Raw genomic sequence first — 26,101 nt, 5'->3', positions numbered from 1 at the left:
TGCAATAGTTTTTGAACCGTTTTCAATATCGGTTCAAGGCATATTTCATCACTTTTGGATAAATAAATATTCAAAATCATGAAATCAATTTTCACACTTTTCATCAGCTTGTTTTTTGTACAGGCTGCATTTTCACAAACTTTTACCATTAAAAGTAATGACCTTGGCGGCCAGTTCACCAACGAGTTTACCGCCAACTCTTTTGGCTGCAATGGCGGCAACAAATCGCCTGAACTAAACTGGACAGGCGCTCCCGAGAGCACGCAAAGCTTTGCCATCACCATGTATGACCCTGACGCGCCTACCGGCAGCGGTTTCTGGCATTGGGTGGTAGTTGATATCCCCGCAACAATTCATGAACTTAAAGCAGGTGCTGGCGATATTAAAAGCAATATTGCCCCACAAGGCAGTCTGCAAAGTATGAATGACACTGGTGCTCCCGGGTACCAGGGCCCATGCCCGGGTGCGGGCGAGGCTGCACATCGCTACATTATTACGGTGTACGCTTTAGGAACAGTCAAATTGGGTACCACAGCTTCAACTACTGCCGCTATAACCGGTTTTCTGTTAGGCAAGCAGGTATTGGCTAAAGCATCGCTGATCGTATATTGTAAAAGATAGAATGGTAACAACTCGAAGTGTGCCGCGGAACACATGAAACAGGTGAAACACGCGGCACACTCAATATTAGATAATCAATTCACAATAAACATGTTACTCGTGCGCTTTAGCCCTTTCAGGATCAAAATGCAAGCCCGGCGTTAACCAGTACAATAAAATAACCCTCGAATACCTGAAATGGAACGGTGAAAGTAAAAAGGCAACGCCCAAAAGTATGGCACAATATAACCATGGCGATGTGCTGCCGGTTAATATATACGTACCTACAGCCAGCGTAACCATTTCGGCCACATTCATGGCGTAGCTAACAAACATGGCCACATAGAAATACCCGGGTTCCCTTTCAAATATCAGACCGCAATGCGAACATTTTTCGTTCATTTTTTGAGAACCGAAACTATACATAGGGCCGGCAAACATATTACCTGTGCGGCATCTTGGGCATTTGGCATGTAAGGCGGCTTTAAATTGTGAAGGTTCCTTTTCCATAACTAAGTTTAATGTTTTCATGATCTTTTTGTAATAAATTGTTTCCTAAATTCTTCCGGTGTTGATCCGGTCTGTTTTTTAAAAAACTTGGTAAAATAAGAGTTATCGCTAAAATTTAGCTGACCAGCAATCTCTGTTATGCCAAGTTCAGGGTTCACCAATAATCGTTTTGCCTCTAGTACTACCCTGTTACGGATCACCTCGCCTGCTGAAATATCAAGCAGGTCGTTACACAATGCATTCAGATGATTGGGTGTGATGTAAAGCAGCTCCGCATATTCTTTAGGCAGTTTTAAGCTCCGGAAGTTTGTTTCTATTAAATTCCTGAAGCTTTTTAGTAAGGTTAAATTATACGGGCTAACTTGTTTTTGTTCATTCGGGGCGGATAAGCGGCCTATTGAAATGAACAATTCTACCAGCAATAGCCTAACCATATCCAGTGCCCCACGTTGCTTGTCTTCGCTTTCGCGTAATAGCTTTTCAAACAGGTTTATCATATCAGCCTGCATAGCAACCGGCACTTCAATTACCGCTTCATTCGCATTCCCACTGAAAAAACTGAATTGCTCAAAATAATCAGCCTTCAATAAAAACGATTGAAAAAAGTTGCCCGAAAAATTAACCACGTAACCATCAACATGTCCCTCAAAAGCCCAGTGATGTACCTGGCCAGGGATCATAAAATAAAACTGGAAAGGCTTTACCTCAAATCGTTCAAAATCTATGGTTTGACTTCCAGCTCCATCCGTAAAAAATACCAGGTGATAAAAATCATGCTTATGTGCCTGCTGCAGGTTTTTATGTACAGCCAGGTATGGGGCAAACCGGCTAATAAGTATATCCTCCTGTTTAAACTCATCTAACTGGCCGATATTTATAACAGGGAACTGATCCTTTATCATAATACAAATTTACAATGATTATTAATGCAACCATGGTATTATTTAATGCATAAATGGTACTATTTACTGATTGTATCTTTTACATCACCCAATATTTAATATAACTATCTTTACATTATGGTAAATTTTATTGATACCCAATTCTCTTATGAGCTTAATATTGACGCTAAAACCCAACTTTTAAAAGAGGGTGACACCGCACAGAAGATGTTTTTTATTAAAAAAGGGAGCCTGCGGGTTTGGTTCAATAATAATGGCACTGATGTTACCGCGCAATTCTTCTTTGAAGGCGATGCCGCTACCTCGCTGGATAGTTTTATAAATAATGAGCCGAGCCTTTTTACCATCGAGGCTATGGAACCATGCGAAATCGCAGTATTTAATAAAAGTGATTTTGATCGATTATTGGCAAATGATCAGGCATTTAAAGATTGGTTTTACCAAACAGCTATACAAAAATTGTTATCTCACTCAAAACGACTTTTATCCTTCATCAAAAATAAACCAATGGAGCGTTATCAGGAGTTGATTGCTCAGCATCCTGCCATCTTTCAGCGGGTGCCACAGCGTTATATTGCCTCTTATCTGGGCATCACCCCTGTTTCACTAAGCCGTATACGCAACCGTAAAGTATTTTAATTAGTTAACAATTGTTATCGCTAAAGGCTTAGCTATTCAGGAATTTTGTATTAACAAAAACATACAAAATGAAACTCTCTATATTTCTTATCATATCAGCTATTGGCTCATTCGCTTTTGGGGCGATGATGTTTTTTATACCTGGCTTTGCAGCGCAATTATTAGGTCTTGATTTTACACAGCAAAGCGGCTCATTATTGCAAGGCATGGGCGGACTTATTATCGGCCTTGGCACTATAAATTTCTTTGCCCGTAATTTTACCGATTACAATATGTTAAGGGCCGTGTTGTTAACTAATATCATCACAAACGTACTAGGCTTATCAGTAGATTTGCTGGGCATATTTAACGGCACTTTACTAACAAGCAAAATGGCACCGGTTGAAATCACACACCTTTTTATCAGTATCGGCTCGCTAATCTATTTATTAGGATTGAAACGCACTCAACCTGCTTAATCCAGATAATCGGGCGGAAATAGTTTTTGGCCATATTTTTCGGCTATCGCAAGCAGCTTTTTCAGGGATTCTTCATCCAATTCAGGCGGAGGCAAGAAAGTGCCGGGAGCAACAGGTACGCCTACCTCCTCAAAAAATTCTTCCAAACCCGATGGTACAACGGTGCAAAGGATATGCGCCATCTCTTTGGATTCATTTTTAAAGCAATGTACCAGTCCTCCCACTGGAATGCTTACAAATGCGCCTTTCTTTGCTGTATAGCGATGTCCTTTAGTTTTAACCTCAATTTCTCCGTCAATCACATAAAATGATTCCTGGAAACCGGCATGTGCATGCGGACCGGGGCCGCCACCAGGAGGTATCAGCATATCAATAACGGCAAAAGTGCCATTGGTTTGTTTACCGCTTACCAATATCCGGTAGGTATCACCTACAACAGATAGGTTTTTTCCGCCCTGCGCGCCTAGTGTGATGGCATTATTTGTGTTTTCCATGTTTTTTAAATTGATAGATGTTACTCAAATCTACCTGATATTCTGTACATAACAATTCAAAAAAGGCAATTAATTAATATTAATATAAGCTATTGAAATTGATACAATTTATGTCCTGAATAACCCCACATCTTGTCTTTATTTGCCTGTTAAACGTAACTTACACTTAGTACCTTTGCTATTATAACCAATTAAAGCCATGCAAAAAATAACCACATTCATAGGTTACGATAACCAGGCCGAGGAAGCAGTTAATTTGTACACTTCCATTTTTAAAAACTCAAAGATCATCAGCACGTCATACTATGGCGAAGCTGGCCCTGCTCCTGCCGGCACTTTCATGAGCGCTATTTTTGAGCTTGAAGGACAAACATTTTACGCGCTGAATGGCGGCCCAATGTTTACCTTTTCATATGGTATCTCGTTATTTGTAAATTGTACTACGCAGGATGAAATTGATGATTATTGGGAGAAGTTATCTGCAGGTGGTGAAAAAGGCCAGTGCGGCTGGCTTAAAGATAAGTTTGGTGTATCATGGCAGATAGTTCCGCAGGCATTGGGAGAAATGCTGGGCGATAAGGATGCCGAAAAATCAAATCGTGTAATGCAGGCTATGTGTAAAATGCATAAGCTGGAAATACAAGCATTAAAAAATGCCTATGATGGCGTTTAAATTTATAAAGCGGTTACCTGCTTTTGGTGTGCACAATTGAAGCCGCTATCATTTCATTAAGCACATCCAAATTAATATCGCTTAGTCTTTTCAGGTAGATGCATCCCTTGCCGGTATCATGTTTGCCGAATTTTTCAAGCAATTTCTCCTTTGCCGGGAAATCTATGGAAAGATATAAAGTTATAGCTGCTTTTCTTGGCGAAAAGGCTATCATTGGCATGTCGCCCTCACGCCCGCTTTCATATTTATAATGACAACTTCCAAAGCCAATAATAGCCGGTCCCCACATTTTTGCCGGATAGCCGCTTTGTTGCTCCATTATCTCAGCAATACGGAAACTATCAGCCCGCTTTGTTTCATCGGCAATCGAATTAATGAAATCGATAACGCTGCCTTCTGTTTCAAAAGTTTTGTTTTTTGCCATTGTTAAAGTCACTTATTAGTAATACTAATATACTTATTACTTTTCATCAGCCATAGCAGCAACAGCCTGTAAATACCAGGCAGCATGTGGTATCCATTGTTCGGTCCAGCGCCATTCATTGCCGTTATCCTCTGTTTTATAGTCGATGCCACTTCCGTCTGGGTTACCCTCCTTGCCGGTTATCCCGTTTGATACACCTCCCCGCTCCGAGCCATGCCCAAAGTTGGAGTGCATGTAGGGCACATTATTCCTGCCAAAATTATACATAAAGCAAACCTGGTAAGGGTTGCAACCTAATATCCAGTTTACCTGGTTATAAGCAAAGGTAGCTAAAGCTTGTTTTTTCTTGATATCTTTTGGTGAATTATACACCAGTCTTGACCCAATAATGGCAGCTGTTGCCAATGAACTCAAACGAGCATTTTCGCCCTGCCACCACCAGCCGGTTTCGTTTTCATGCGGGATAAAGAAGCCATTTTTAATCGAATCCCTATACCTGAAAGTTTGCCTTGCATAGCCAAATGGGTTGCTTACATCATTAGTTACCTTAAGTTCATAATCCAATGCACCTTTTATAGTTTGTAATGCTACTGACCGATAAGCCGGGTCGGTTTCCTTCTTTAAATATCTTGCTAACGCGATAATTGGTAAACCGGCATCTGATGCATGCCAATACGGACGGGTGCCGTCATCAGCTATAAAATAACCGTCTTTTGATAGCCGTGCCGAAAGGTTATGTGCATGCTTACGTGCCTCATTCTTATAAAGCTCATCATTGGTGCTAATCCAAAGCTCTGTAGCTGCCATTAATGCGCAATAATCATCAATGATATTCTCCTTATGATCGTCATCATATTTAGTATTATTGATCAGTAGATGAGCAAAAGCGCGTTTTGCGCCATCCAGGTATTGTGCAGAGGTAAAAACGCCATGCTTTTTCCAGCGTGAGATCCGGGCCAGTGCCGCTATTGCCATTCCTCCGCCCTCACGGAAAGCACATTGGTAATCATTAGTAGTTACGCTGTTCGCCAGCAAGCCTACCACCCTGCGCGCATTCGGATCCTTATTAAAATAGCTGAACACGATCATATAAAAATAATCGTCTTTTGATAAAGCGCGCATCATATAATCAGCACCCCATAAAGCTTCATTGTCCAATGAATCTTTTACACCCAATTTATTTAACAAAGCGGGTATAGCTTCATCTGTATTAATAAGCGACCATGTTACCAGCGGTGTTTGCTGCGGCGACATAAAATTAGCATAAGCCAAGTGCGAAAAGTATTTGCTCACATCGCCCGAGGCATCACACCAGCCGCCATGCATATCCACCGTATTATCACTCCCAAAAAGTTTCAGGTGTGAGTCTACTGCCAATTCTGTTGGCGTATTTGCCCGCTGCTTATGATAATAATGAATAACCGATGGAATAGTTAACTCCGCCAAAGCATTATGAGCTATTTTAAACGCATCTGAAGTATAGTTTTTACCGGAGATAGTAATACTTAACTTATACTTACCACTCTTCACTAATGACGAGAAATCGGCCTTATAAAAGTATTTACCCGGCGCCCAGTCCTCAATCTGTTGTTTATCCTCAAGTGTTCCGGTATAAACATTTTTTAAAGTAATGGCGTCGATAATATTAAAGCTTACTTTACCAGTATATTGCTGATCATCGCCTATCAATGCGGACTTTGGGGCATTGCTGTCAAATGCTACCTCATTAATGTAGATAAGTGGTGTGGCGTTTGCTGAGTTGTAGAATGCAGCAAGCAGTATTAAATATATAAAAACCAGTTTTTTCATAAGATGATCTTATTGCTTATTTAATGCTAATATATCACCTCGTTTCCTAATTTAAGCCACTACAAATTCCCTCATATAGGTAAAGTAATGGCGTCGATAATATTAAAGCTTATTTTACCAATATACTGTTGATCATCACCTATCAATGCGGACTTTGGGGCATTACTGTCGAATGTGACCTCATTAATGTAAATAATAGGTTTAGCATAAGAGTAAGATAACCAGGTAAATAATATGAGTATAAATAATAGTTTTTTCATAATATCTCTATTGTGACAGCGATTTAATAGCAACACTGTCTTTTGCAGAAGGCACAATGATGGTATAATTTTTAAGCAACTCATCGTTAATAGCTATGCCATTGTTACAAATATTGCCTTTTTTATAAGTATCCTGTTTATTAAATGCCGACACGTTGTTTGATTGATTAATTCCATTCACAATAAACTCGCTCTTATTTATGGATATCTCGTCCACTTTCGCACCTAATAATTTGCCCCAAAAATGCTCCCCCTCTTCTATATTATAATAAGAAGGGTAAATGTGATCAAAAAACGATGTATATTTCACTTCAATAACTAAATTAAGATCCTTTTCATGGATCCACAGCAAACTCATTTCATCAGTTTTATCCAATAAATTATCAGGAATTTCTAATCTGTAAGATCTTAAGAGGAAATCATTGCTCAGAATAAAGGTTAGCCGATAAAAAGCCTTACTGCCTTTTTTGGGGTAAATGGTGATCTTAAGATCATCCGAACCTTTATCACCAAACCGTTCTAATATGTACTTATAATCAGCCAAAACCTTGTCGGGGAAATAATCGGCTATCATGGCAGACAGCAACGCATACCTGAAAGCCTGGTTTGGATCGATATCAGACTTGAAATTCTTCTTCACGTCATGTCTGTCTTTATTGACATTTTCCTCAAACCTACATCTTGATGCGTTGATTTTCAACTGTATCTCTTTAGGCGAAGCACGATCAAAAAAATAACTGCAGATGGCATCTGAATATTCAGTGCATTTAGTATTAGTAAAAACAAGTTCACGATAATAGCCATCCAATTTCATGGGTGAAACAAAAGCTACGGTATTATGGCGGTTAATACTATCCAGCAATTGTTTTAAAGTAAGCGGCCTTACCACAACCTCTTTTAAATCCTGAATTACTGTTTCAAGCTTGATCGTATTTTTAATACCTATTACACTATTTATGGCAACTTTTCGAGATTTATAGCCAACGCATGAAAACAACAGAGAATCCTGCTGATTATATGGCGGGGTTAATACGATAACGAATTTGCCGTCGGAGTTAGTGATTGAACCAATCCCTTTATTACTCCATGCTATAGTAACTCCGTCAATTGGTTCACCATTATCCTCTGAAATAACAATGCCCGAAACAGGCTCCTTAACCTGAGCAGATACATAAAGAGAAAGAAAAAGGAGATAGATAAGGAAGCCGAATCTGACGGAATATTTTAACATGGGGTATTATTATATATAGAAAATACTTCCTAAATATAATTTTTATTTTTAGTTATTCCGTCTTTTTGAGCGGATGTCTATATCAGCAACGTGTCAACCCTATGCGCAAGCACTATCTGATCGCATGGCGACCATGAGAAGATGGTAAATCTGCCATCCTGAGAAGCTACCAATGCAAATGCGTCCCGCTGATCAAATACAAACTGCGCTGCCGAGAAATGCCTCGTACCACCGTTGCTTGATGGCGGTATGATCCGTGCAGGCGAATCAATAATAGGCTCTGTAATCATAATCTGCTTAACAGACTCGCGGCCCGGCGATCTGGTTATCTTGGCACCAAAAGCCAATAATTCATGGTTGTCATTTATTATTGTAGCACCGTCAACGGCTGTAAGGCCCGCTACAGATGCTATTTCATCGTTTAGTTCCTCCTGCCAGGTAACAAGGTTTTGTTCGCTAACATGCCGGCTCATCAATACTGAAAGTCTGTTGAAAGCCGGAAAAACAGGATATGATATAGGCTGAATAATAGAATCACGCCATCTATCATGGGCAGAGGGCACTACCAATAAAGTTCCGCCACGCCCATGTGCACGCATGGACACAGCCAGTTGCACATGCAGGTTAACCGCAGTATTCCATGATGAAGTGTCAGAAAAACCGAGTAATGAATTTACTATCGCGGGGCAATCAGGCAGGCTGATGCTTTGCTCGTCAACAATTTTCACGTTATCGCCCTGTAGTACCGCAACATTCACAAATTTACCAAAGCCATCTACCCTGCGGTGTTTAACTACTAATAAGCCCGGTTCAACAACTTCTAAAACAAAGCAAAAGCCGGGGATGATTTGCGTGGTTCCCCATATGTATAGTTCGCCTTCCTGTTCCCAAACGCCCAAATGTATCCCAGGCCGCTCAACTGCCGGGGCAAGTTTAATGAGTATATCAGCGGTTAGCGCTAAAGGAAATTCAAATATTAAAGGCTGACTGGTTTTATCCGGAGGTAAAAACGCCAATGATATTTTAGGTGAATGGCCCTCCTCCTTTCTAAGGCTTGCCCAAAACGCGGTATCAATAATTGCCTCAATTGATTGCTTTCCGGGTTCAGGAGCAAGATTTTTTTCGCCGCGTAAAAATGCTTCCGACAATTGGTGGGCAAAATGCCGTTCAATAGCCGACGAAGCCTTAAGAGCCGCTTTATAAGTAGGGTTTGATGATAAATATTGCGCTGGGATATTCATTTATTAATATGGGCAGGTAGTTAAACGTCCTAAAATTAAAACCTGATTTTCGCTAATGCAAATTACCAATAAAATATGACGTTGCTATGCCTTATTAAAATCGATGGACTATACCGCACAAAAAAGTCCTTTGGTTTTTACCAAAGGACTATAATTTGAGCTAAATGCGAAACTCTTATAGTGTTATATGCTTACTTTTCCTTTTCACCATCAAGACCATGCGCTTCGCGTTCAGCTTTATTACGTGCGTTTGATTCGGCGATCTCGTATTCCAGTTCAGGGTCGATGTTTGACTCTTCTACTTTCTTAGCCTTTTCCATCAGTTCTTCATGATGAGCCTGTAACCAGGCCAATTGCTTTTTACCGTATGAAACACGGGTAAATATCACAAAGAGAACTGGCACTATAAAAATAGATATGGTTGATGATGCGATCATCCCACCCAAAACCGTCCAGCCTATGGTATTTCTTGAAGCACCACCTGCACCTGTTGCCAGCGCCAATGGTAACACGCCTAATATAAATGCCAGTGAGGTCATGATAATAGGCCTTAAACGTAACCGTACAGCCTCCAGCGTTGATTGGATAAGTTCCTCACCCCTGTCGACCCTTATTTTAGCAAATTCAACAATAAGGATGGCATTTTTAGCCGATAAACCTATTAACGTTATCAAACCTATTTGCGCGTAAACGTTATTTGTAAGCGGCGGCAAGCAGGTAAGTGCCACAATGGCCCCAAAAGCGCTTATCGGCACAGCCAATAATACAGAGAATGGCACCGACCAGCTTTCATATAACGCCGCCAGAAACAGGAATACAAACATTATGGAAAACATAAAGATGTAAATGGTAATAGAACCAGCTTTTATCTCCTCGTAGCTTAGCCCCGAAAACTCATAGGTGTAACCACGGGGCAATGTTTTCGCTGCTATTGCTTTTAGTGCATCCAATGATTGACCGCTGCTATAACCATCAGGTATAGCGCCATCAACCTCAGCCGAACGGAAGATATTGAAGTGAGAAATAAGCGGTGGTGCAACTGTAGGTTTGTAGCTTATTAAAGTACTTAGCGGAACCATTGTACCAGCCTGGTTGCGGACATAATATTTATTAATATCAGACACCAAAGCCCTGTATGAAGTATCTGCCTGTACAACAACGTGATATGTTCTATTATATAAAGTAAAATTATTTACAAATAAGCTACCCATATAAGCCTGCATGGTTGAAAACACATCGGTAATATTAACACCCATTTTTTCACATTTCTCCCTGTCGACAGTAAGATCATAACTTGGTGTATGTGCCGAAAAATAACAGAATGCGGTTGATGTTGCCGGTACTTTTTTGGCAGCAGCAACAAACTTGTTTACAGCCTTTTCAAAGGCATGTATATCATCCGTTGAACTACCCTCTTCAATCTGCATGCTGAAACCTGCTGCAATACCAATACCACGAATTGGCGGCGGCGGTATTACTACAATATTGGCATTTTTAATACCTGCTTTGGCTATCCTGTTTTTTAGAACAGTTAATAGCCCCGGCATCATGGTTTGTTTGGTGGTACGCTGATCCCACGGTGTAAGCATAATGAACATGGAGCCACTATTTGAGGTAGCACCGCCATTTAGTATATTAAAACCGGATGAAGCTGTATAGTGCAATATACCTTTTGTGGAGCCCACTACCTTCATCAGTTTCTCCATCACTTCTACCGATTGGGCAGTTGAGGATGCATCGGGTAATGAATAAGTGATATATAAACGTCCGCCATCTTCAGTAGGCACAAAACCGGATGGCTTATTTTTGAATAATATAACAGTGGCAATACATATACAAACCAATATAATTACAACAAACTTTGAATGCTTAATACCCCTTTTTACACCATTTGAATATTTATAGGTTATTCTCTCAAACCAGTTATTAAACCAATCGAAAAATTTATCGAGCCAGTTTCTTTTTTGATGGTGCGACGGTCTTAATAACAAAGTACACAGCGCAGGGGTTAATGATAAAGCTATAAAGGCCGATAGTATAACAGATATAGCAATAGTGATGGCAAATTGCTGGTATAAACGGCCAACAATACCCGGTATAAAGCCTACCGGCACAAATACCGAAGCCAGGATAAGGGCGATCGCAATTACCGGGGCCGATATTTCTTTCATGGCATGATAAGTAGCCTCCTTGGGCGACATATGCTGCTCATCAATATAATGCTGCACGGCTTCCACCACAATAATGGCATCATCAACCACAATACCTATAGCCAGCACAAAGCCAAACATAGTCAGGGTATTTATGGTGAAGCCAAGCGGTATAAAGAATATAAAAGTTGATAATATGGAAACGGGGATAGCCACAATAGGAATGATAGTTGACCGCCAGTTTTGCAGGAACAGGAATACCACTATGGCAACAAGCCCAAGCGCTTTTAACAACGTACCCACCACTTCTTCCATCGATACCCTAATGATGGTTATAGATTCAAACGGAACTATATAATTTACATCGGCAGGGAAAGATTTTTTTAGCAGATTCAGCTCATTGTAAACATTATCTGCCGTTTGCAGCGCATTGCTTCCGGGTGATTGATATACCTGGATGATAGAACACCGGTTACCATCAACAAACGAGTTACTGGCAAATGTAAATTTGCCAAGTTCTACCCTTGCAACATCTTTCAGGTACACTAATGCGCCTGTAGATGGTATTGTTTTTACAACTATATTTTTGTAATCAGATGCTTTGTTAAGCATCCCGTTAACCAATATACCGGTTTCAAAAGCCTGTGATGAATTTTGCGGTGGCGAACCTACAGAACCGGCTGCTACATACACGTTTTGAGCATTTAATGCAGCTGTAACATCGGCAGGGGTTAAACTATAGGATGCCATTTTATCAGGGTTCATCCATATACGCATACTGAACTGATCGGCACGGGCACTAACATCACCCACACCCGGTACGCGCAATATCGCATCCTGAATAAATGTATTGGTGTAATTATCAAGAAAAGTAATATTATGCGTTTTTTTAGGTGAATAGATCGCTATCAGCATCAGCATATCCGGATTGCTGGCACGTACAGTTAAGCCCAGTTTACTTACTACCGCAGGCAGCGATGGTTGAGCTATCCCCAACCTGTTTTGTACGTTCAGCGCGGCTATTTGCACATTGGTACCGATGTTAAAAGTAACCCTTATGCCTATACCACCACTATTGGTACTGGTACTTTGCATGTATTCCATGCCGGGGGTACCGTTCACCTGCTCCTCAATTGGCGTGGCCACGGTTTGCTCTACGGTTTGGGCATCAGCACCCGTATATGAACCGTTAATAGATACGCTTGGTGGTGAAATATTAGGGTACTGATCTACTGCCAGATTGTTAATGCATATCACACCCGCAATCATTAATACAACAGATATAACGATAGCAGTTACCGGTCTTTTAATAAAGGTATTTGCAATCATGCGTGATCAGATTTACTCAATTCACGGGATTTATTTATTTCGTACTCCAATTCAGGATCTATATTCTGCGATTCAACCTTTTTCGCTTTTTCCATTAATTCAAGATGATGCGACTTCAGGTAATCCAACTTTTCTTTACCGTATGAGAAACGTGTTATTAATACATACAACACCGGTACAATAAATATTGCCAGGGTTGAGGCCGCAAACATACCGCCCAATACTGTATAACCTATTGTTCTACGAGCAACAGCACCTGCGCCTGTTGCCAATACCAATGGCAATACACCCAATATAAATGCCAGGGATGTCATGATGATTGGCCTTAAACGAAGGCTTACCGCGTCGAGCGTTGATTTTAGCAGGTCTTCACCCCTGTCAACTCGTACTTTGGCAAACTCTACAATCAGGATGGCGTTCTTGGCCGCCAAACCTATCAATGTAATCAGACCTATCTGGGCGTAAACGTTATCCGTTAAGCTTGGCACACAGTAAAGGGCTAATATCGCGCCAAATGCACCTATCGGTACAGCCAGCAATACCGAGAACGGCACCGACCAGCTTTCATACAAGGCTGCAAGGAATAAGAACACAAATGTTATAGAGAACATGAAAATATAAATGGTGGTTGAACCCGCCTTTATTTCCTCATAACTTAAGCCAGAGAATTCATAGGTATAACCTTCAGGTAATGTTTTTGCGGCGAGGTCCTGCATGGCAGCAAGCGCCTGTGAACTGCTGTAACCCGGGGCCGATGAACCATCAACCTCAGCTGTGCGGAATATATTAAAGTGCGATATCAGCGGAGCAGCATCTGTAGGCTGGTAGCTGATCACTGTACCCAGTGGCACCATAGTACCTGCCTGGTTACGTACATAATATTTGTTCATGTCCGATATCATGGTACGGTAAGCTGTATCAGCCTGCACCACAACGTGGAATGTACGGTTATACGTAGTAAAGTCATTGATATACAAACTACCCATAAAGGCTTGTATGGTAGTAAATACATCGCCTACGCTAACACCCAGCTTTTCGCACTTTTCACGATCAACAGTAAGATTATAGTTAGGGGTATGTGCCGTATAATAAGTATAAGCCTTAGTTATAGCCGGATTTTGATTAGCCGCGGCAACAAACTTATCAACCACCTTTTGGAAATCCTGTAAATTATCATTGGTGCTGCGTTGCTCAATCTGTATGCTAAAACCAACTGTAGTACCCACACCCGGTAAAGGCGAAGGTTGTATTACCTGTACGTTGGCACTCTTTATTCCTGCCTCTCTTATGCGCTTCTGCATTACAGCAACAATACCCGGAACCTGCTCACTGGTTTTGCTACGTTCATCCCATGGGGCAAGCTGGCAATAGATAGTACCGTTATTAGAGTTACTGGCATTGGTTACTACGTTTAATCCAGATAGTGCTGCATAATGCGCCACGCCCGGCGTTGAACCAACTACCTGCATTAACTTACTCATTAAGTTAACTGATGCCGCTGTTGATGAAGCCGGAGGTAACTGGAACGTCACATATAAGTTGCCATCATCTTCGGATGGGATAAACCCTGTAGGCTTAGACTGGAACAGGAAGTAAGCACCTGCGCAAAGACAAACCAATAGAATAACAATGTACTTTGATCCTTCAATACTTTTCTTTACACCTTTGGTGTAGCTGGCTGTTATACGCTCAAACCATGCGTTAAACTTAAAGAACAGTTTATTAATGCCTTTCGCATCCTTAGTTATACTGGTTGGCTTTAGCAACAACGTACAAAGCGCGGGGGTTAATGATAACGCGATGAAGGCCGATATAATTACTGATATAGCAATAGTGATAGCGAACTGTTGATATAAACGACCAACAATGCCCGGTATAAAGCCTACCGGTACGAACACCGCGGCAAGTATTAACGCGATAGCTACAACCGGTGCCGATATATCTTTCATGGCCTGGTAGGTACCTTCTTTGGCTGTCATACCCTCTTCATCAATATAATGCTGCACCGCCTCGACGACAATGATCGCGTCATCCACCACAATACCTATCGCCAATACAAAACCAAACATGGTTAAGGTATTTATAGTGAAGCCTAAAGGGATGAAAAAGCAGAATGTACCAAATATAGATACCGGGATAGCCAGCACAGGTATAAGCGTTGAACGCCAGTTTTGTAAGAACAGGTAAACCACAATAGCAACCAATCCGAGTGTTTTTAGCAATGTACCAACCACATCTTCCATGGAAACCTTTACAACGGTAACCGATTCAAACGGAACGCTGTACTGCACATCAGACGGAAATGTTTGCTTTAATTTAGCCAGCTCATCATATACACCCTGAGCAGTTTGCAAAGCATTACTACCAGGTGCCTGGTAAATTTGCAGGTATGATGCCCGGTGGCCATCAACAAATGAGTTACTTGAGAAAGTGAATTTACCCAGTTCAACCCTTGCAACATCCTTTAAGTAAACCAGCTCGCCGGTGGCAGGATTAGTCTTTACAATGATATTTTCAAACTCCGACACCTTGCTTAAACGGCCGTTCACCAATATACCAAGCTCATAAGTTTGGGTTGATGCCTGTGGCGGCACACCGGCGGTACCAGCAGCTACCTGAACGTTTTGTGCGTTTAGGGCATTAATTATGTCGGTAGGTGTTAAACTGTAGTTTGCCAGTTTCTCTGGGTTCATCCAGATACGCATACTGAAATCATCAGTAAAGCGGTTTATGCTGCCTACACCCGGCACACGCAATAAGGCGTCCTGAATAAATATATTGGTGTAGTTATCTAAAAAAGTAATGTTATGCGTGTTTTTGGGTGCATATATAGCAACCATCATCAGCATGCTTGGGTTTACCGCACGTACAGTTAAGCCCAAACGACTTACCACTGCCGGCAGCAACGGAGTTGCAATGCTCACACGGTTTTGCACATCAAGTGCGGCAACATCAATGTCGGTACCTATTTTAAAGGTAACGTTCATTTGCATCAAGCCATTGTTGGTGCTGTTGCTTTGCATGTATTCCATGCCGGGGGTACCATTCACCTGCTCCTCTATAGGAGTCGCAACCGTTTGCTCAACAGTTTGCGCGTCGGCACCTGTAAACTGGCCGTTCACCTGTACAACAGGTGGTGTAATATCCGGGTATTGGTCAATCGGTAAAACAAGTATACTTACAATACCAGTGATCACCAATACGATAGATATAACTATAGCAGTTACCGGTCTTTTAATAAAAGTATTAGCAATCATATATTATTTTATATCTATAGACAGTAGCCTGTATATTATCATTTCCCGCCTTTGCCGCCTGCTGAAGGGCCTATCTTATTAGCAGTTGTTATCTGCACATTATCGTGAAGCGTCTGCACGCCGTCAACTACTACTCTTTCACCCTCATCTATACCACTTTTTATCACAACGTTAGCACCTATTGTTTGCCCAACCTGTACTTTTTTCTCACTCGCTCTAAGCTGTTTTAGTTGATTCTTAGCTGAATCGGCACCTGCTTTAGGGTTATTAACCAATGTATCTTTAGCAACATATACAAAGTATTCGCCCATTTGCTCAACAACGGCTTTACTTGGTATAACCAGTTGTGGCTCTGTATCCTGATTATGTACCTTAACTACGCAGCTCATGCCCGTCCTTAAAACACCTTTTGGATTACTAAACACCAACCTGATTGTAATAGAACCTGTTTGTGAATCAACCGCACGGTCAATTACTGACATTTTGCCTGTAGCAGGATAAAGAGAGCCATCGGGCAATAAAATAGTAAATAATGAGTCGATAGTTTTCTTTGCAAACTGAAGTTTCTCAAATTTTGGTAATTGTTTTTCATTGATGACAAAATCAACCGCCATTGGATTATCCGTTGAGATCGTATTCAGCACAGTAGTACCAACTGTAACCACATTCCCTAGCTTTACCTGACTAAGGCCAATAGTACCGTCGAACGGAGCATAAATAGTAGAATAGCTCAAATTTGTTTTGGCTGATTTTACTGCTTGTTCAGATGATTTTACCGAGTTTTTAGCGTTTTGCAGGGTAATAACCGCGTGATCATACAATTGCTTGGCAACGGCGTTGTATTTATTTAAATAATCATACCTATCGGCATCCTGTTGCGATTGTACAAGCGTACCTTGTGAAACCTGCAGGTTAGCAACTGCCGCATCGTAAGCATCCTTATACAGGCGTTCATCAATAGTATACAGTTTCTGCCCTTTTTTAACATGGGTACCTTCGGTAAAAAATATGCCGGTAACAGCTCCCTGCACCTGCGGAAGCAAACTAACCTGGCTTAATGCTGCCGTTGTTGCCGGATATTTATCATAATACAAAACTGTTTTTTTGGTAACTTTTAATAAATTAACAGGTACCTCCGTATTTGCGGGTGGCTGTTTTTTTGCACAAGCAGCCAAAAGCAGGGAGCTTGCAAAAACGGTAGTTAAAATTGCTTTATTCATTTAGGGCTGTTGTTATGCGTTAGTAAGTTATGTTTCCCATTGCCTTCTGCAGATCGATCTTGCTCGACAATGTTTGGAACAGTGCGTTTAAGTAACTGATTTCTGATGATATAAGATTTGATTCGGCTGTTATCACATTTAAGTAGGCCACTATACCTTGCTTGTATTGTAAGGTCACCACAAAATAAGTGCGCTTGGCAAGGGTTACATTTTGTTGTAACAACTTTAAGTTATACAGGTTGCTTTTGTAACTACCCAACGCTGAGGTATATTCTGAATAGATCTGCGATTTTAGATCAACCTCACTCCAGTTCAGCACTTCCTCCTGTAATTTGGCCCTGTGCAAGCTGTGTATGCGCGATAGTCCGGTAAAAATAGGTATGCTGATGGATACACCAATTAATTGACTTGGATATGAGTTTGAAAACAGGTTTGACACCCGGCTATTCTCATAAGCCAGGTCATAATTATAAAAGGCAGATACAGTTGGCAGGAAGGATGTTCTATAATATTTAATCTGCTCGTTCTGAATATCCTTTTGCGTTTTTAGCTGTTGATACTCAATACGTTTTTCATAGGCTAACTGCTGGGTGGTATCCACGTTAATACTTTGTGCCATTTGCAGGGTATCAAAATTAACATTGAATTGCTTTTCAGGCGGATAGCCCATTAAGCGTTTTAACACAGCATATTGCGGTACTACAGTTTCATTGGCTTGCTTTAATGAAGCTTTTGAATTATTTAATGATATCGCAGCCTCTTCATAATCTGTTTCATCAACAATACCACCTTTATATTGGTGATAAGCATCGCGGAGATTTTTACCCAGGCGTGCAGTATCCTCTTTTAATACATTGATCTGCTCTAAAGTAAGCAACACGTTATAAAAAGACTTACTTACCGCCGATACCAGGTATATTTTGGTGCTGTCTGTAATTTGTTTAGACTGTGTAATCAACAATGGCGCACTTTTAGCTGCAAATAATAAACTGGGACTAAATATGGCCTGCGAAACAGCAAGCTCAGGTATAAAGCTATTGGCAGCGCTTGATTTTGTTGCAGTACTGCTTGAACTGGTGCCTGTACCAGTTGTTGCACTTGAATAGTTGGATTGTTGTATGTAATGTACACCACTACCGGTAGCGTTAACTTGTGGTAACCATGATGATAATGCTATTGCATTGGTTTCCCTTGTAATGCTTTGATTTATTAAGGTTTGGTTTAATCCGGGTTGATGTACCAATGCATAATCAATACATTGCTGTATGGTTAAAAACTCGCCGCCATTTCTGCTGATATCATTAATCGTAGCAAGCATCTTACTGGTATCAGGTGTTGGATCCTGCGCATAGCCAGCAAGTGACAGGCAGGAAAAAGTAACGATCAATAAAAACAACCGGATTTTGTCTGTATAAAAAAAGAAATCGGCTAATTTATAACAGTATGGTTTGCGGTTTGATAAATGATATTTCATAAACAGATGCTGATCCGGTATATGTAAGGTTTACCCTGTTATATACAGTTACTAATAATATGTGTTTGCAAAAATGGTAATTTGATGCATTATTACAGGTAACAATATTGTTAACTAGGTATTAGTGAATTAAACCACCCCATATTGTTGCTTATTTATCAATATTGTTACTTAATATTATAGTTTGAAACCGATATTAATTTGTGAGTACTTGGGCTTATAAATTATTGGGAGAGCTAAATTTAAACACTAAACAACTTAATTTCAGGCTAATGTATCAAAAAACTTCTGTCAAAATAGCTTTCATGGCTTTAACCGCTTTGGTGGCCTGGTTTGCTATCGTTTTACAGTTTTCAATATCGTTTTCAGTATATGTTACCGAGGGTAGAACATTTGGCGGTATACTGGTGCAGTTATTAAGCTATTTTACCATCCTGAGCAATATATTGGTTGCGAAAAGTTTAACACTACCGTTGTTGAACCCCACCGGCAGATGGGGAAAATACTTTTCATCAGCATCGGCAACTGGTGCAATTACGGTTTACATAGCAACCGTAGGCATAACTTATAATATAATATTGCGCAACCTGATTGTTTTGGAAGGCTTCTCCATACTTGCCAATGAGCTATTGCATGTAGTTGTTCCGGTACTGTACGTTATTTATTGGTTTCTTTTTGCAGCCAAGGCCAGGTTAAAATGGAGCGAAATATATTACTGGCTCATCTATCCACTGGTTTATTTGGTTTATATTTTGATAAGAGGCGCTATTAGTGGTTATTACCCCTATCCTTTTGTAGATGTTGGCAAACTGGGTTATGCAAGTGTAGCCATGAATTCATTGGGAATGATTATAGGTTTTGCAATACTTAGTGTACTACTTATTTTGGCAGGAAGGGCAATGTATAAATCCAATAATTAAGTTGTTGCATACTGCATTTTAATTATAGACACCTTAATATAAGTATTTAAAAATACCATATACGTTCAATCAGCCCCGGGCGGGCTATTTTCTTTATGGCTATCAGGACATTACACATAACATTTTGTTATCAAATATACTATTTTATTAAAACGCAAATAGTTATTTTTGAGGCCTTAAGATCTGATTATGTTTGACTTCCGCCTGCAAGTGTTTTATACCGTAGCTAAACGACTTAATTTTACTAAGGCGGCAGATGAGCTATTTATAAGTCAGCCTGCCGTAACTAAACATATAAAGGAACTGGAGAGCGAATTCAAGGTTTCTTTGTTTGAAAGAAGCGGAAATAAAAAGATCAGCCTCACTCCTGCCGGCGAAACACTTTTACAATACACAGGCAAACTTTTCACTACCTACCGCGAACTGGAATACGACATGAATATGCTGGTTGATCAGCACAATGGCGTGTTACATATTGGCGCCAGCACCACGGTTGCACAATACATTATACCACCAATACTGGCACAATTCCATAAAAAATTTAAGGATATAAAAGTGCTGCTGATAACCGGCAATACTGAAGATATGGAGCAGGCATTACTCGACAGGAATATTGAGATCGGTATAATTGAGGGTATATCACGCAACCCGCAAATTAAATACGAAGAGTATTTGCAGGATGAACTGGTACTGGTAAGCGCAGCAAATAATAATCTGATAAAAAAGGTAACCATAAAGCCTGATGAGCTAAAAAACTATCCCTTGCTCTTACGTGAACCGGGGTCAGGTACATTGGATGTAATTGCCCATGCTTTAAAACCTCATCATATAAAACTATCAGACCTACATATTGAGATGCAACTTGGAGGTAGTGAGAGTATAAAATCATACGTGTTACATAGTAATTGCCTTGCATTTTTATCGATCCATTCTATTTTAAAAGAATTACGAAATAATGAATGCCGCATAATTGATATTAAAGGTCTCACTGTTGAACGTCCTTTTCATTTCATACAGCTGCATGGCCAGTCATCGCCCCTGGCTGAATTATTTATCCGCTTTGCCCGTAATTATAAAGTAGGTTAGGGTAAAGAGCAAATTTCCTTTAAACCTAAATCCCTATTCGACAAATACCATAACTAAATGTTATCAATAATTACATTTAATGATAAAAACCTCTTTATAAATTGGCCGACCTTTGATCTATTAAAACAAAGGTCATGTACACACAAAATACATCAATTAAAAATAACGGCTTATTACTGCATGTAAATGATAATGCCAGTAAGGCAATATTTATTGGTTGCGTTATACTTTGCTTAAGCCCATTTGTAAGTCCGGCTATTGCATTGCTGATGGGACTTATTGTAGCGCAACTTACAGGCCACCCTTATATGCAGCTGAACCACAAAGCCACACATTTACTACTCCAGGTATCAGTTGTTGGCTTAGGCTTCGGTATGAATGTTCACAGTGCCCTGCAAGCTGGCAAAGAAGGCATATTATTTACCATAGCTTCTATCACATCAACATTAGTTTTTGGTTATTTTTTAGGCAGATGGTTAAAAATTGAGAAAAAGACCTCATACCTCATCTCAACAGGTACGGCCATTTGTGGCGGCAGCGCCATAGCAGCAATTTCCCCGGTAATAAAAGCCGAAGAAAAGCAAATATCTATAGCGCTTGGCTGTGTTTTTATATTCAACTCAATAGCACTGTTTATCTTCCCTGGTATAGGGCATCATTTTAACCTTTCACAAACCCAGTTTGGCTTATGGTGCGCTATTGCCATACATGATACAAGTTCAGTAGTTGGAGCCGCAAGCAAATATGGCGTCCATGCACTTGAAGTAGCCACTACTGTAAAACTGGCAAGAGCACTATGGATCATCCCGGTTGCCTTTATGTCGACCTTTATCTTCAAAAACAAATCAAAAAAAATCAGTATCCCCTACTTTATAGGCTTGTTTATATTGGCCATGGTGGCAAATACCTATATTCCGACAGTATCAATTGTTAGTCCCTACATTATATTAATTGCCAAAGCAGGCTTAACACTTACTTTGTTTTTAATAGGTGCGGGATTATCAAGGCAGGTTTTAGTATCAGTTGGTTTTAAACCATTATTCCAGGGTCTTGTGCTTTGGATTGCTATATCATCCACTGCATTATATGCGGTAATGCATCTCGCATAATCACTAAAAAACCCTTTTAAAAGTAAAACCCGGTGTTATTAATACCGGGTTTTACTTTTTATATAAGAATAAATGATTAATTATCTGCGATGTTCACCACCCGGTGCAGCCTGATGCTGCGGTTGCGGGCGTGGCTGACTATGCTGTTGTGGTTGACTATGCTGCTGCGGTTGACTATGCTGCTGCGGTTGCCCCATAGGCCTTTGAGCAGGAGCACGATTAACCTGGTGTTGTTGCATGCTTATTCTTTGAGGAGCATTGTGTTGAGCACTTGGCTGCCTGCTGGTGTTAGCACGTTGAGCATTCATATTCGACCGAGCAACAGAACGCTGTGCATTAGCTTGATGATTAGTTGCTCTAGCCTGATTATTGGTAGCTCTAGCCACAGAACGCTGCGCATTTGCAGAATGGTTTGTTGCCCTTGCAACTGAATGTTGAGCATTAGCCTGATGATTGGTTGCTCTTGCCGTAACACGTTGTGCATTAGCCTGACGGTTTACTGCTCTCGTATTAGCACGTTCTGCAGCTACAGCCGGACGACCGTGGTTAACAGATGCAAACTGACTACGGTTTGTACTTGCTGTACGCTGGTGAGCCATTTGGTTTGATGTAGCCGGAATGTGCCTGTCGCGGGCAGCCATTTGATCATTTCGTGTTGGCCTTGCTGTTACACCACCGCGGCCATTAAAACTAGCCCGGCTATTATTGTGCACATAATTATTGTTTATATAAGTATTATGAATAATGGTTCTGTTAACACGAGTTACAGATGTGTTGTAAGCAAAGTGGCCACCACTCCATCTACCACCGTAATAACCAGAGCCACCATAACCAAAGCCATAGTTAATACCACCATAGAAACCTACGTGCGGGCCCCAATAACCTGAATGGAACGCGTAAATGCCGCCATCAAAACCCCACCATGCCGGTGTCCATAATACGCCAATGCTTGGTGGTGCCACCCAAACACCCGGTACCCAATAATAACCATTATCGCCATATGCCCAGTAACCTGGTGTCCATATGTAACCATCTGCAGGGCAAATTGGCTGTTCATATACCGGTATAGCCGGTGGCCCTATACGCACCGATAAGCCTACACTTACCTGTGCATGTAACTGGGGTGCTGCAATTGCAAGGCCCGCAATTAATATGACACTTTTTATTATCTTTTTCATTGTAGTATGTTTCTTATTATAACAAAATATTTGAGAAATAGTTTATAAATTATTTTTTTAATATTTATAAATTACTTAAAATCAATATATTATTCAGATTATTAAATAACAAAAGGTCCCTGTGCGTAATGCACAGGGACCTTTTGTTAAAAGTATATCTTATTTATTTGGCCGATATAATTTTTATTGCTGTAATCATTTTTATACACCTTGCAGGCTTTTTTTCATCCTGAACAATTATACGAAATGGCCCTTCGCCCGCCGGAAGTGGTTTGCCATCAACCATATCTGCTACAATAACAAGCCTATCAGTAAAATCTTTATCCAGCTCAGCTAAGGCAAACACAACCTGGTAGCCATCACCAGCATCTATCAATACATATTTTGTAAGATTCTTGCCTCTTAAATCTTTACCTGAGGAGACACCTGCTTTTTGGAGAATATCAGACAAAACCACGCCCGAATAAGTATGATCCTTGCCATCCTTGTCTTTACGTATAACTTCGGTTTGTTTAAATTTATTTAAGGAATCCAGGTTAATATCAAATGGCGCTTTTACTTCGCCTGTAATTTTAACCGAAACTTGATTAATGGTTGTTTGCGCCTCGCTTAAATACGGTGTTATAAATAAACCCAACAGGATTGTAAAAGCAATCAACGTAATTCTTTTCATGTTTTTAGTTGTAGGTGTGAAATTAAAGATATTCTACGAGCCAATAAATAAAATCAATGAGCGAAAGGGGATTTTTCATCCTGCTTATAGTTCTTGATAAATTCGGCGTAACTTTTCTTTATGTAAAGCACCATTTCATAATCCGTCATTTTTTTTGCCTCGGCTATGGTTGGGCGGTAATCATCCATAAAGTTGAGTAATGAATCCCCTTTTAAATTAGTGAGGGCGGTTATTTTTTGTTTGGAGAATGATCGGTCAACATAAGTATTTTCTTCATCCAGTAGCAGTGTCTTTTGCAGCTTGGTTTCGGGCGCCTTGTTTTTAGAGAGCAGATTAGCAACAGCTAATAAATTCACGCTGAGTATTGTTGTAGCGTTATTGGGCGCATCAATATAATTGTAAGGAATGTAAACGTAAGGATCAGTAGTTATAAACATATCTTTTAATCCCGGCGCCTTATAATCAAAAACAGAGGAAAATTGCCTGCGCACATTAATCGAATCCTGCCTGTAATTATGTCGGGCCCTTACATTAACATCCTTTAATAAAATGGAGCTTTGTTGCAGATATATGAGAAGTGTATCCGCTTTGGTTTTTCTATATATTCGTTTGTAAGGCTTGTAGCCCACACAGGTGATTTTTATAGTATCACCGGGAATAACGTTAGTCAAGCTAAACTGGCCCGAATACGAGGTAACTGTTACTTCTGATCTGGCCGCAATGGTTGCAAAAACTACGGGTAATTCGTCGCTCCTGTCAATAACAGTTCCGGTTAAATGCTGCGCAAAAATTGATAAGGGTAAAAGCATTAAAAGTAATATACCTGTAAGCCTCATTTTGTTGTGATGTTTTGGTTTGAATTATTGAATCTAATTTAACGTTTAACAGGCTATCTGGTAAAACTTTAACATACCTTAACAAATTCAACCGGCAATTTTTCAGCTTCAACTTGTTTTCAGAAATCGACGTTATATCGTACTGCTGCTTTAAAGTACGGGTATTTTCTGTCGATATCAGCAAAATTACTATAGTTCCCGTTCAGCCTGATGTAACCGGCTTCGGCAACAAGGGCTATATCCTTTATTATAAAATAGCTTAGTTCATTGGTGATGTTATGTAACAGGTATGATGATTTATTGCCATTAATAGTCCACATCCATCCACCACGGTAATTAATGCTGTAATATAGTTTATGATCAACGGCAATGGTGCCACCCGCATTAAATGCAAGTCCTGATTCATAATCATAATTTCTACCCTTATAAGTATAAGGATCGGGCACACCAGCTAAAAGTATGCCGCCTGCGCCAAAAGCGGTGTTTATAAACATCCCATTATCAATCTTAAACTTTGAGAACAGGTTAAACTTAACACTTTGCCCACCATAAAAGAATGCCGAATTATGGATATAATCATAATTGGCCGATAGTATCAGCAGATGTTGAACAACATCCGTTGATTTAAGTTCCCAACCGGTTAATGAGCCGTAAATACTAACCATGTTAAGCGCGGTACTATCGTCCTTACCAATTTCAGCATTTACAACAAAATTGCTGAAAGGTTTCTCATAACCCTCATCCGGGTCGCCGTATATAAGTTTTGCATGGGCGTACCAACCCTTACTGCCATTTTGAAACGGGTTATTATTACCCACATTATATTCCCTGAAACCAAAATCAAGCTGAGCAGATATCTTACTGGAATCGCGCAATGCTGGATTGGTATTTACTTTACCCCACCTGCCATCTGTTATCCGGGTCAAGCCGTTCATCGGGTTTATCAGGAAAGCCAGCACTTCATCAGCCTGGCGTTTAAAGCCTGTGGCGGTATTGTCAATGATCTTGTTTGATAAACGGTAAGTCATCTCGCCTATAACTGCACCACCAAAGGTTGTGTTTATAAAATCATTAGGCGATGGCGGTTGCTTCTCGGCAAATGTTTCCCACAGGTAGCTACCTGTGGCTGTAGCCGGCACAGATTGCCAAAAGCTGTAGCCATTGGCCCTGAAAGCGCTATAAAACAGGCTTCCATGATATGGATGGCCAAATTGGTTAGTAGTAAACTCATCATCATCAAACTCCCAACTGCTGGGCTTTAAATTATGCCATGTTGACCTCCAGGAGATCATGGCAAAATCAGCTTGTACAATATACCGGTCATAAATAAATGGGGTTAATTCAGCTATCCCCAAAAAGAGTGCTGCACGGCCAAAATGTTTTTTCCTTATCGTATCAGGGAATGGATCTTTCTTAAAAGTATTAATTGATGGCGGTTCTGGGAAAGAGACCAATTGAGCTTGCGCGAAATTTGCAAAGCAAAGCGAGATTATGGTAAAAAAGAAAGGGATAGATATTTTCTTCTTTAAATAAGTCCGGTTTAATGGCATACGCAGATAGGTTGAATACCTAAAAATACCAAAACTGAATGATATGTTTTAACGAATTGTTAATATATCATGAAGATG

General features: G+C 40.3%; 23 protein-coding genes. 7 read left to right on the top strand and 16 right to left on the bottom strand.

All coding sequences use genetic code 11. The annotated features are described in order from the left end of the window. Positions 1 to 78 precede the first annotated feature (78 nt). Positions 79 to 621: a YbhB/YbcL family Raf kinase inhibitor-like protein gene (locus BLU33_RS10195; RefSeq protein ID WP_091371962.1), complete on the top strand. Its 543-nt coding sequence runs from the start codon at positions 79 to 81 to the stop codon at positions 619 to 621. A gap of 93 nt (positions 622 to 714) precedes the next feature. On the opposite strand, the gene BLU33_RS10190 is transcribed toward BLU33_RS10195, so the two are convergent. Next, the gene (locus tag BLU33_RS10190) at positions 715 to 1,131 is read right to left on the bottom strand and encodes a DUF983 domain-containing protein (RefSeq protein ID WP_232009429.1); all 417 of its coding nucleotides are present in this window, start codon (positions 1,129 to 1,131) and stop codon (positions 715 to 717) included. After that, positions 1,128 to 2,012 (bottom strand): helix-turn-helix domain-containing protein, encoded by an 885-nt coding sequence (locus tag BLU33_RS10185; protein ID WP_232009428.1) that lies wholly within the window; start codon positions 2,010 to 2,012, stop codon positions 1,128 to 1,130. Before BLU33_RS10185 ends, BLU33_RS10190 begins: the two co-directional genes overlap by 4 nt. 117 nt (positions 2,013 to 2,129) lie before the next feature. Between BLU33_RS10185 and BLU33_RS10180 the strand changes: the two genes are divergently transcribed. Both BLU33_RS10180 and BLU33_RS10175 read left to right on the top strand, forming a co-directional pair. Continuing rightward, positions 2,130 to 2,651: a Crp/Fnr family transcriptional regulator gene (locus BLU33_RS10180; protein WP_091371959.1), complete on the top strand. Its 522-nt coding sequence runs from the start codon at positions 2,130 to 2,132 to the stop codon at positions 2,649 to 2,651. Between the two features lie 68 nt (positions 2,652 to 2,719). Continuing rightward, complete coding sequence (locus tag BLU33_RS10175) at positions 2,720 to 3,109, top strand: hypothetical protein (RefSeq protein WP_091371957.1); 390 nt, start codon at positions 2,720 to 2,722, stop codon at positions 3,107 to 3,109. Here BLU33_RS10175 and BLU33_RS10170 read toward each other — a convergent pair. Next, positions 3,106 to 3,603 (bottom strand): cupin domain-containing protein, encoded by a 498-nt coding sequence (locus tag BLU33_RS10170; RefSeq protein ID WP_091371954.1) that lies wholly within the window; start codon positions 3,601 to 3,603, stop codon positions 3,106 to 3,108. The genes BLU33_RS10175 and BLU33_RS10170 overlap by 4 nt on opposite strands. A gap of 199 nt (positions 3,604 to 3,802) precedes the next feature. Between BLU33_RS10170 and BLU33_RS10165 the strand changes: the two genes are divergently transcribed. Next, positions 3,803 to 4,276 carry a VOC family protein gene (locus tag BLU33_RS10165; RefSeq protein ID WP_091371951.1) on the top strand — a complete coding sequence of 158 codons (474 nt, stop codon included), beginning with the start codon at positions 3,803 to 3,805 and terminating at the stop codon, positions 4,274 to 4,276. A gap of 13 nt (positions 4,277 to 4,289) precedes the next feature. On the opposite strand, the gene BLU33_RS10160 is transcribed toward BLU33_RS10165, so the two are convergent. From BLU33_RS10160 to BLU33_RS10120, 9 genes are all read right to left on the bottom strand, one after another. Beyond that, positions 4,290 to 4,700 (bottom strand): DUF1801 domain-containing protein, encoded by a 411-nt coding sequence (locus tag BLU33_RS10160; protein WP_091371950.1) that lies wholly within the window; start codon positions 4,698 to 4,700, stop codon positions 4,290 to 4,292. Between the two features lie 36 nt (positions 4,701 to 4,736). Then, positions 4,737 to 6,509, bottom strand: coding sequence for a glycoside hydrolase family 9 protein (locus BLU33_RS10155; protein WP_091371947.1), 1,773 nt, complete (start codon positions 6,507 to 6,509; stop codon positions 4,737 to 4,739). 71 nt (positions 6,510 to 6,580) lie between these two features. Further along, positions 6,581 to 6,769: a hypothetical protein gene (locus BLU33_RS10150; protein ID WP_091371944.1), complete on the bottom strand. Its 189-nt coding sequence runs from the start codon at positions 6,767 to 6,769 to the stop codon at positions 6,581 to 6,583. A gap of 7 nt (positions 6,770 to 6,776) precedes the next feature. After that, on the bottom strand, positions 6,777 to 8,000 hold the full coding sequence (locus BLU33_RS10145) for a carboxypeptidase-like regulatory domain-containing protein (protein ID WP_091371941.1): 1,224 nt from the start codon (positions 7,998 to 8,000) through the stop codon (positions 6,777 to 6,779). A gap of 77 nt (positions 8,001 to 8,077) precedes the next feature. After that, on the bottom strand, positions 8,078 to 9,241 hold the full coding sequence (locus BLU33_RS10140) for a putative sensor domain DACNV-containing protein (RefSeq protein ID WP_091371938.1): 1,164 nt from the start codon (positions 9,239 to 9,241) through the stop codon (positions 8,078 to 8,080). Positions 9,242 to 9,432: 191 nt separating this feature from the next. Next, positions 9,433 to 12,720, bottom strand: a complete 3,288-nt coding sequence (locus BLU33_RS10135; RefSeq protein WP_091371935.1) for an efflux RND transporter permease subunit — start codon at positions 12,718 to 12,720, stop codon at positions 9,433 to 9,435. Next, complete coding sequence (locus BLU33_RS10130; protein ID WP_091371932.1) at positions 12,717 to 15,977, bottom strand: efflux RND transporter permease subunit; 3,261 nt, start codon at positions 15,975 to 15,977, stop codon at positions 12,717 to 12,719. The genes BLU33_RS10135 and BLU33_RS10130 overlap by 4 nt, the downstream gene beginning before the upstream one ends. A gap of 38 nt (positions 15,978 to 16,015) precedes the next feature. Continuing rightward, the gene (locus BLU33_RS10125; RefSeq protein WP_091371928.1) at positions 16,016 to 17,197 is read right to left on the bottom strand and encodes an efflux RND transporter periplasmic adaptor subunit; all 1,182 of its coding nucleotides are present in this window, start codon (positions 17,195 to 17,197) and stop codon (positions 16,016 to 16,018) included. Between the two features lie 19 nt (positions 17,198 to 17,216). Further along, positions 17,217 to 18,671, bottom strand: a complete 1,455-nt coding sequence (locus BLU33_RS10120; protein WP_091371925.1) for a TolC family protein — start codon at positions 18,669 to 18,671, stop codon at positions 17,217 to 17,219. A gap of 272 nt (positions 18,672 to 18,943) precedes the next feature. Between BLU33_RS10120 and BLU33_RS10115 the strand changes: the two genes are divergently transcribed. The 3 genes from BLU33_RS10115 to BLU33_RS10105 all read left to right on the top strand — a co-directional run bounded on the left by BLU33_RS10115 (position 18,944) and on the right by BLU33_RS10105 (position 21,786). Next, positions 18,944 to 19,591, top strand: a complete 648-nt coding sequence (locus tag BLU33_RS10115) for a Pr6Pr family membrane protein (protein WP_091371921.1) — start codon at positions 18,944 to 18,946, stop codon at positions 19,589 to 19,591. Between the two features lie 189 nt (positions 19,592 to 19,780). Continuing rightward, positions 19,781 to 20,677, top strand: coding sequence for a LysR family transcriptional regulator (locus tag BLU33_RS10110; protein WP_091371918.1), 897 nt, complete (start codon positions 19,781 to 19,783; stop codon positions 20,675 to 20,677). Between the two features lie 134 nt (positions 20,678 to 20,811). Then, the gene (locus BLU33_RS10105; RefSeq protein WP_091371915.1) at positions 20,812 to 21,786 is read left to right on the top strand and encodes a YeiH family protein; all 975 of its coding nucleotides are present in this window, start codon (positions 20,812 to 20,814) and stop codon (positions 21,784 to 21,786) included. Between the two features lie 80 nt (positions 21,787 to 21,866). Here BLU33_RS10105 and BLU33_RS10100 read toward each other — a convergent pair whose 3' ends face one another. From BLU33_RS10100 to BLU33_RS10085, 4 genes are all read right to left on the bottom strand, one after another. Continuing rightward, on the bottom strand, positions 21,867 to 22,964 hold the full coding sequence (locus BLU33_RS10100) for a YXWGXW repeat-containing protein (protein WP_091371912.1): 1,098 nt from the start codon (positions 22,962 to 22,964) through the stop codon (positions 21,867 to 21,869). Between the two features lie 163 nt (positions 22,965 to 23,127). Further along, entirely contained in the window at positions 23,128 to 23,637 is a 510-nt protein-coding gene (locus BLU33_RS10095; RefSeq protein ID WP_091371909.1) for a molybdopterin-dependent oxidoreductase, read from the bottom strand. Between the two features lie 53 nt (positions 23,638 to 23,690). Beyond that, positions 23,691 to 24,473 (bottom strand): carboxypeptidase-like regulatory domain-containing protein, encoded by a 783-nt coding sequence (locus tag BLU33_RS10090; protein ID WP_091371905.1) that lies wholly within the window; start codon positions 24,471 to 24,473, stop codon positions 23,691 to 23,693. Between the two features lie 119 nt (positions 24,474 to 24,592). After that, positions 24,593 to 26,023, bottom strand: a complete 1,431-nt coding sequence (locus BLU33_RS10085) for a DUF3943 domain-containing protein (RefSeq protein ID WP_091371902.1) — start codon at positions 26,021 to 26,023, stop codon at positions 24,593 to 24,595. Between the last annotated feature and the right edge of the window lie 78 nt (positions 26,024 to 26,101).

Source organism: Mucilaginibacter mallensis, from assembly GCF_900105165.1.
GTDB classification, from domain to species: domain Bacteria; phylum Bacteroidota; class Bacteroidia; order Sphingobacteriales; family Sphingobacteriaceae; genus Mucilaginibacter; species Mucilaginibacter mallensis.
This window is presented reverse-complemented; position numbering and strand designations above follow the sequence as displayed.

What these genes read in the sequence shown, in the direction of transcription:
- BLU33_RS10195 (WP_091371962.1), top strand. Translation starts at nt 79, where the DNA reads ATGAAATCAATTTTCACACTTTTCATCAGCTTGTTTTTTGTACAGGCT.
- BLU33_RS10190 (WP_232009429.1), bottom strand. Translation starts at nt 1,131, where the DNA reads ATGAAAACATTAAACTTAGTTATGGAAAAGGAACCTTCACAATTTAAA.
- BLU33_RS10185 (WP_232009428.1), bottom strand. Translation starts at nt 2,012, where the DNA reads ATGATAAAGGATCAGTTCCCTGTTATAAATATCGGCCAGTTAGATGAG.
- BLU33_RS10180 (WP_091371959.1), top strand. Translation starts at nt 2,130, where the DNA reads ATGGTAAATTTTATTGATACCCAATTCTCTTATGAGCTTAATATTGAC.
- BLU33_RS10175 (WP_091371957.1), top strand. Translation starts at nt 2,720, where the DNA reads ATGAAACTCTCTATATTTCTTATCATATCAGCTATTGGCTCATTCGCT.
- BLU33_RS10170 (WP_091371954.1), bottom strand. Translation starts at nt 3,603, where the DNA reads ATGGAAAACACAAATAATGCCATCACACTAGGCGCGCAGGGCGGAAAA.
- BLU33_RS10165 (WP_091371951.1), top strand. Translation starts at nt 3,803, where the DNA reads ATGCAAAAAATAACCACATTCATAGGTTACGATAACCAGGCCGAGGAA.
- BLU33_RS10160 (WP_091371950.1), bottom strand. Translation starts at nt 4,700, where the DNA reads ATGGCAAAAAACAAAACTTTTGAAACAGAAGGCAGCGTTATCGATTTC.
- BLU33_RS10155 (WP_091371947.1), bottom strand. Translation starts at nt 6,509, where the DNA reads ATGAAAAAACTGGTTTTTATATATTTAATACTGCTTGCTGCATTCTAC.
- BLU33_RS10150 (WP_091371944.1), bottom strand. Translation starts at nt 6,769, where the DNA reads ATGAAAAAACTATTATTTATACTCATATTATTTACCTGGTTATCTTAC.
- BLU33_RS10145 (WP_091371941.1), bottom strand. Translation starts at nt 8,000, where the DNA reads ATGTTAAAATATTCCGTCAGATTCGGCTTCCTTATCTATCTCCTTTTT.
- BLU33_RS10140 (WP_091371938.1), bottom strand. Translation starts at nt 9,241, where the DNA reads ATGAATATCCCAGCGCAATATTTATCATCAAACCCTACTTATAAAGCG.
- BLU33_RS10135 (WP_091371935.1), bottom strand. Translation starts at nt 12,720, where the DNA reads ATGATTGCAAATACCTTTATTAAAAGACCGGTAACTGCTATCGTTATA.
- BLU33_RS10130 (WP_091371932.1), bottom strand. Translation starts at nt 15,977, where the DNA reads ATGATTGCTAATACTTTTATTAAAAGACCGGTAACTGCTATAGTTATA.
- BLU33_RS10125 (WP_091371928.1), bottom strand. Translation starts at nt 17,197, where the DNA reads ATGAATAAAGCAATTTTAACTACCGTTTTTGCAAGCTCCCTGCTTTTG.
- BLU33_RS10120 (WP_091371925.1), bottom strand. Translation starts at nt 18,671, where the DNA reads ATGAAATATCATTTATCAAACCGCAAACCATACTGTTATAAATTAGCC.
- BLU33_RS10115 (WP_091371921.1), top strand. Translation starts at nt 18,944, where the DNA reads ATGTATCAAAAAACTTCTGTCAAAATAGCTTTCATGGCTTTAACCGCT.
- BLU33_RS10110 (WP_091371918.1), top strand. Translation starts at nt 19,781, where the DNA reads ATGTTTGACTTCCGCCTGCAAGTGTTTTATACCGTAGCTAAACGACTT.
- BLU33_RS10105 (WP_091371915.1), top strand. Translation starts at nt 20,812, where the DNA reads ATGTACACACAAAATACATCAATTAAAAATAACGGCTTATTACTGCAT.
- BLU33_RS10100 (WP_091371912.1), bottom strand. Translation starts at nt 22,964, where the DNA reads ATGAAAAAGATAATAAAAAGTGTCATATTAATTGCGGGCCTTGCAATT.
- BLU33_RS10095 (WP_091371909.1), bottom strand. Translation starts at nt 23,637, where the DNA reads ATGAAAAGAATTACGTTGATTGCTTTTACAATCCTGTTGGGTTTATTT.
- BLU33_RS10090 (WP_091371905.1), bottom strand. Translation starts at nt 24,473, where the DNA reads ATGAGGCTTACAGGTATATTACTTTTAATGCTTTTACCCTTATCAATT.
- BLU33_RS10085 (WP_091371902.1), bottom strand. Translation starts at nt 26,023, where the DNA reads ATGCCATTAAACCGGACTTATTTAAAGAAGAAAATATCTATCCCTTTC.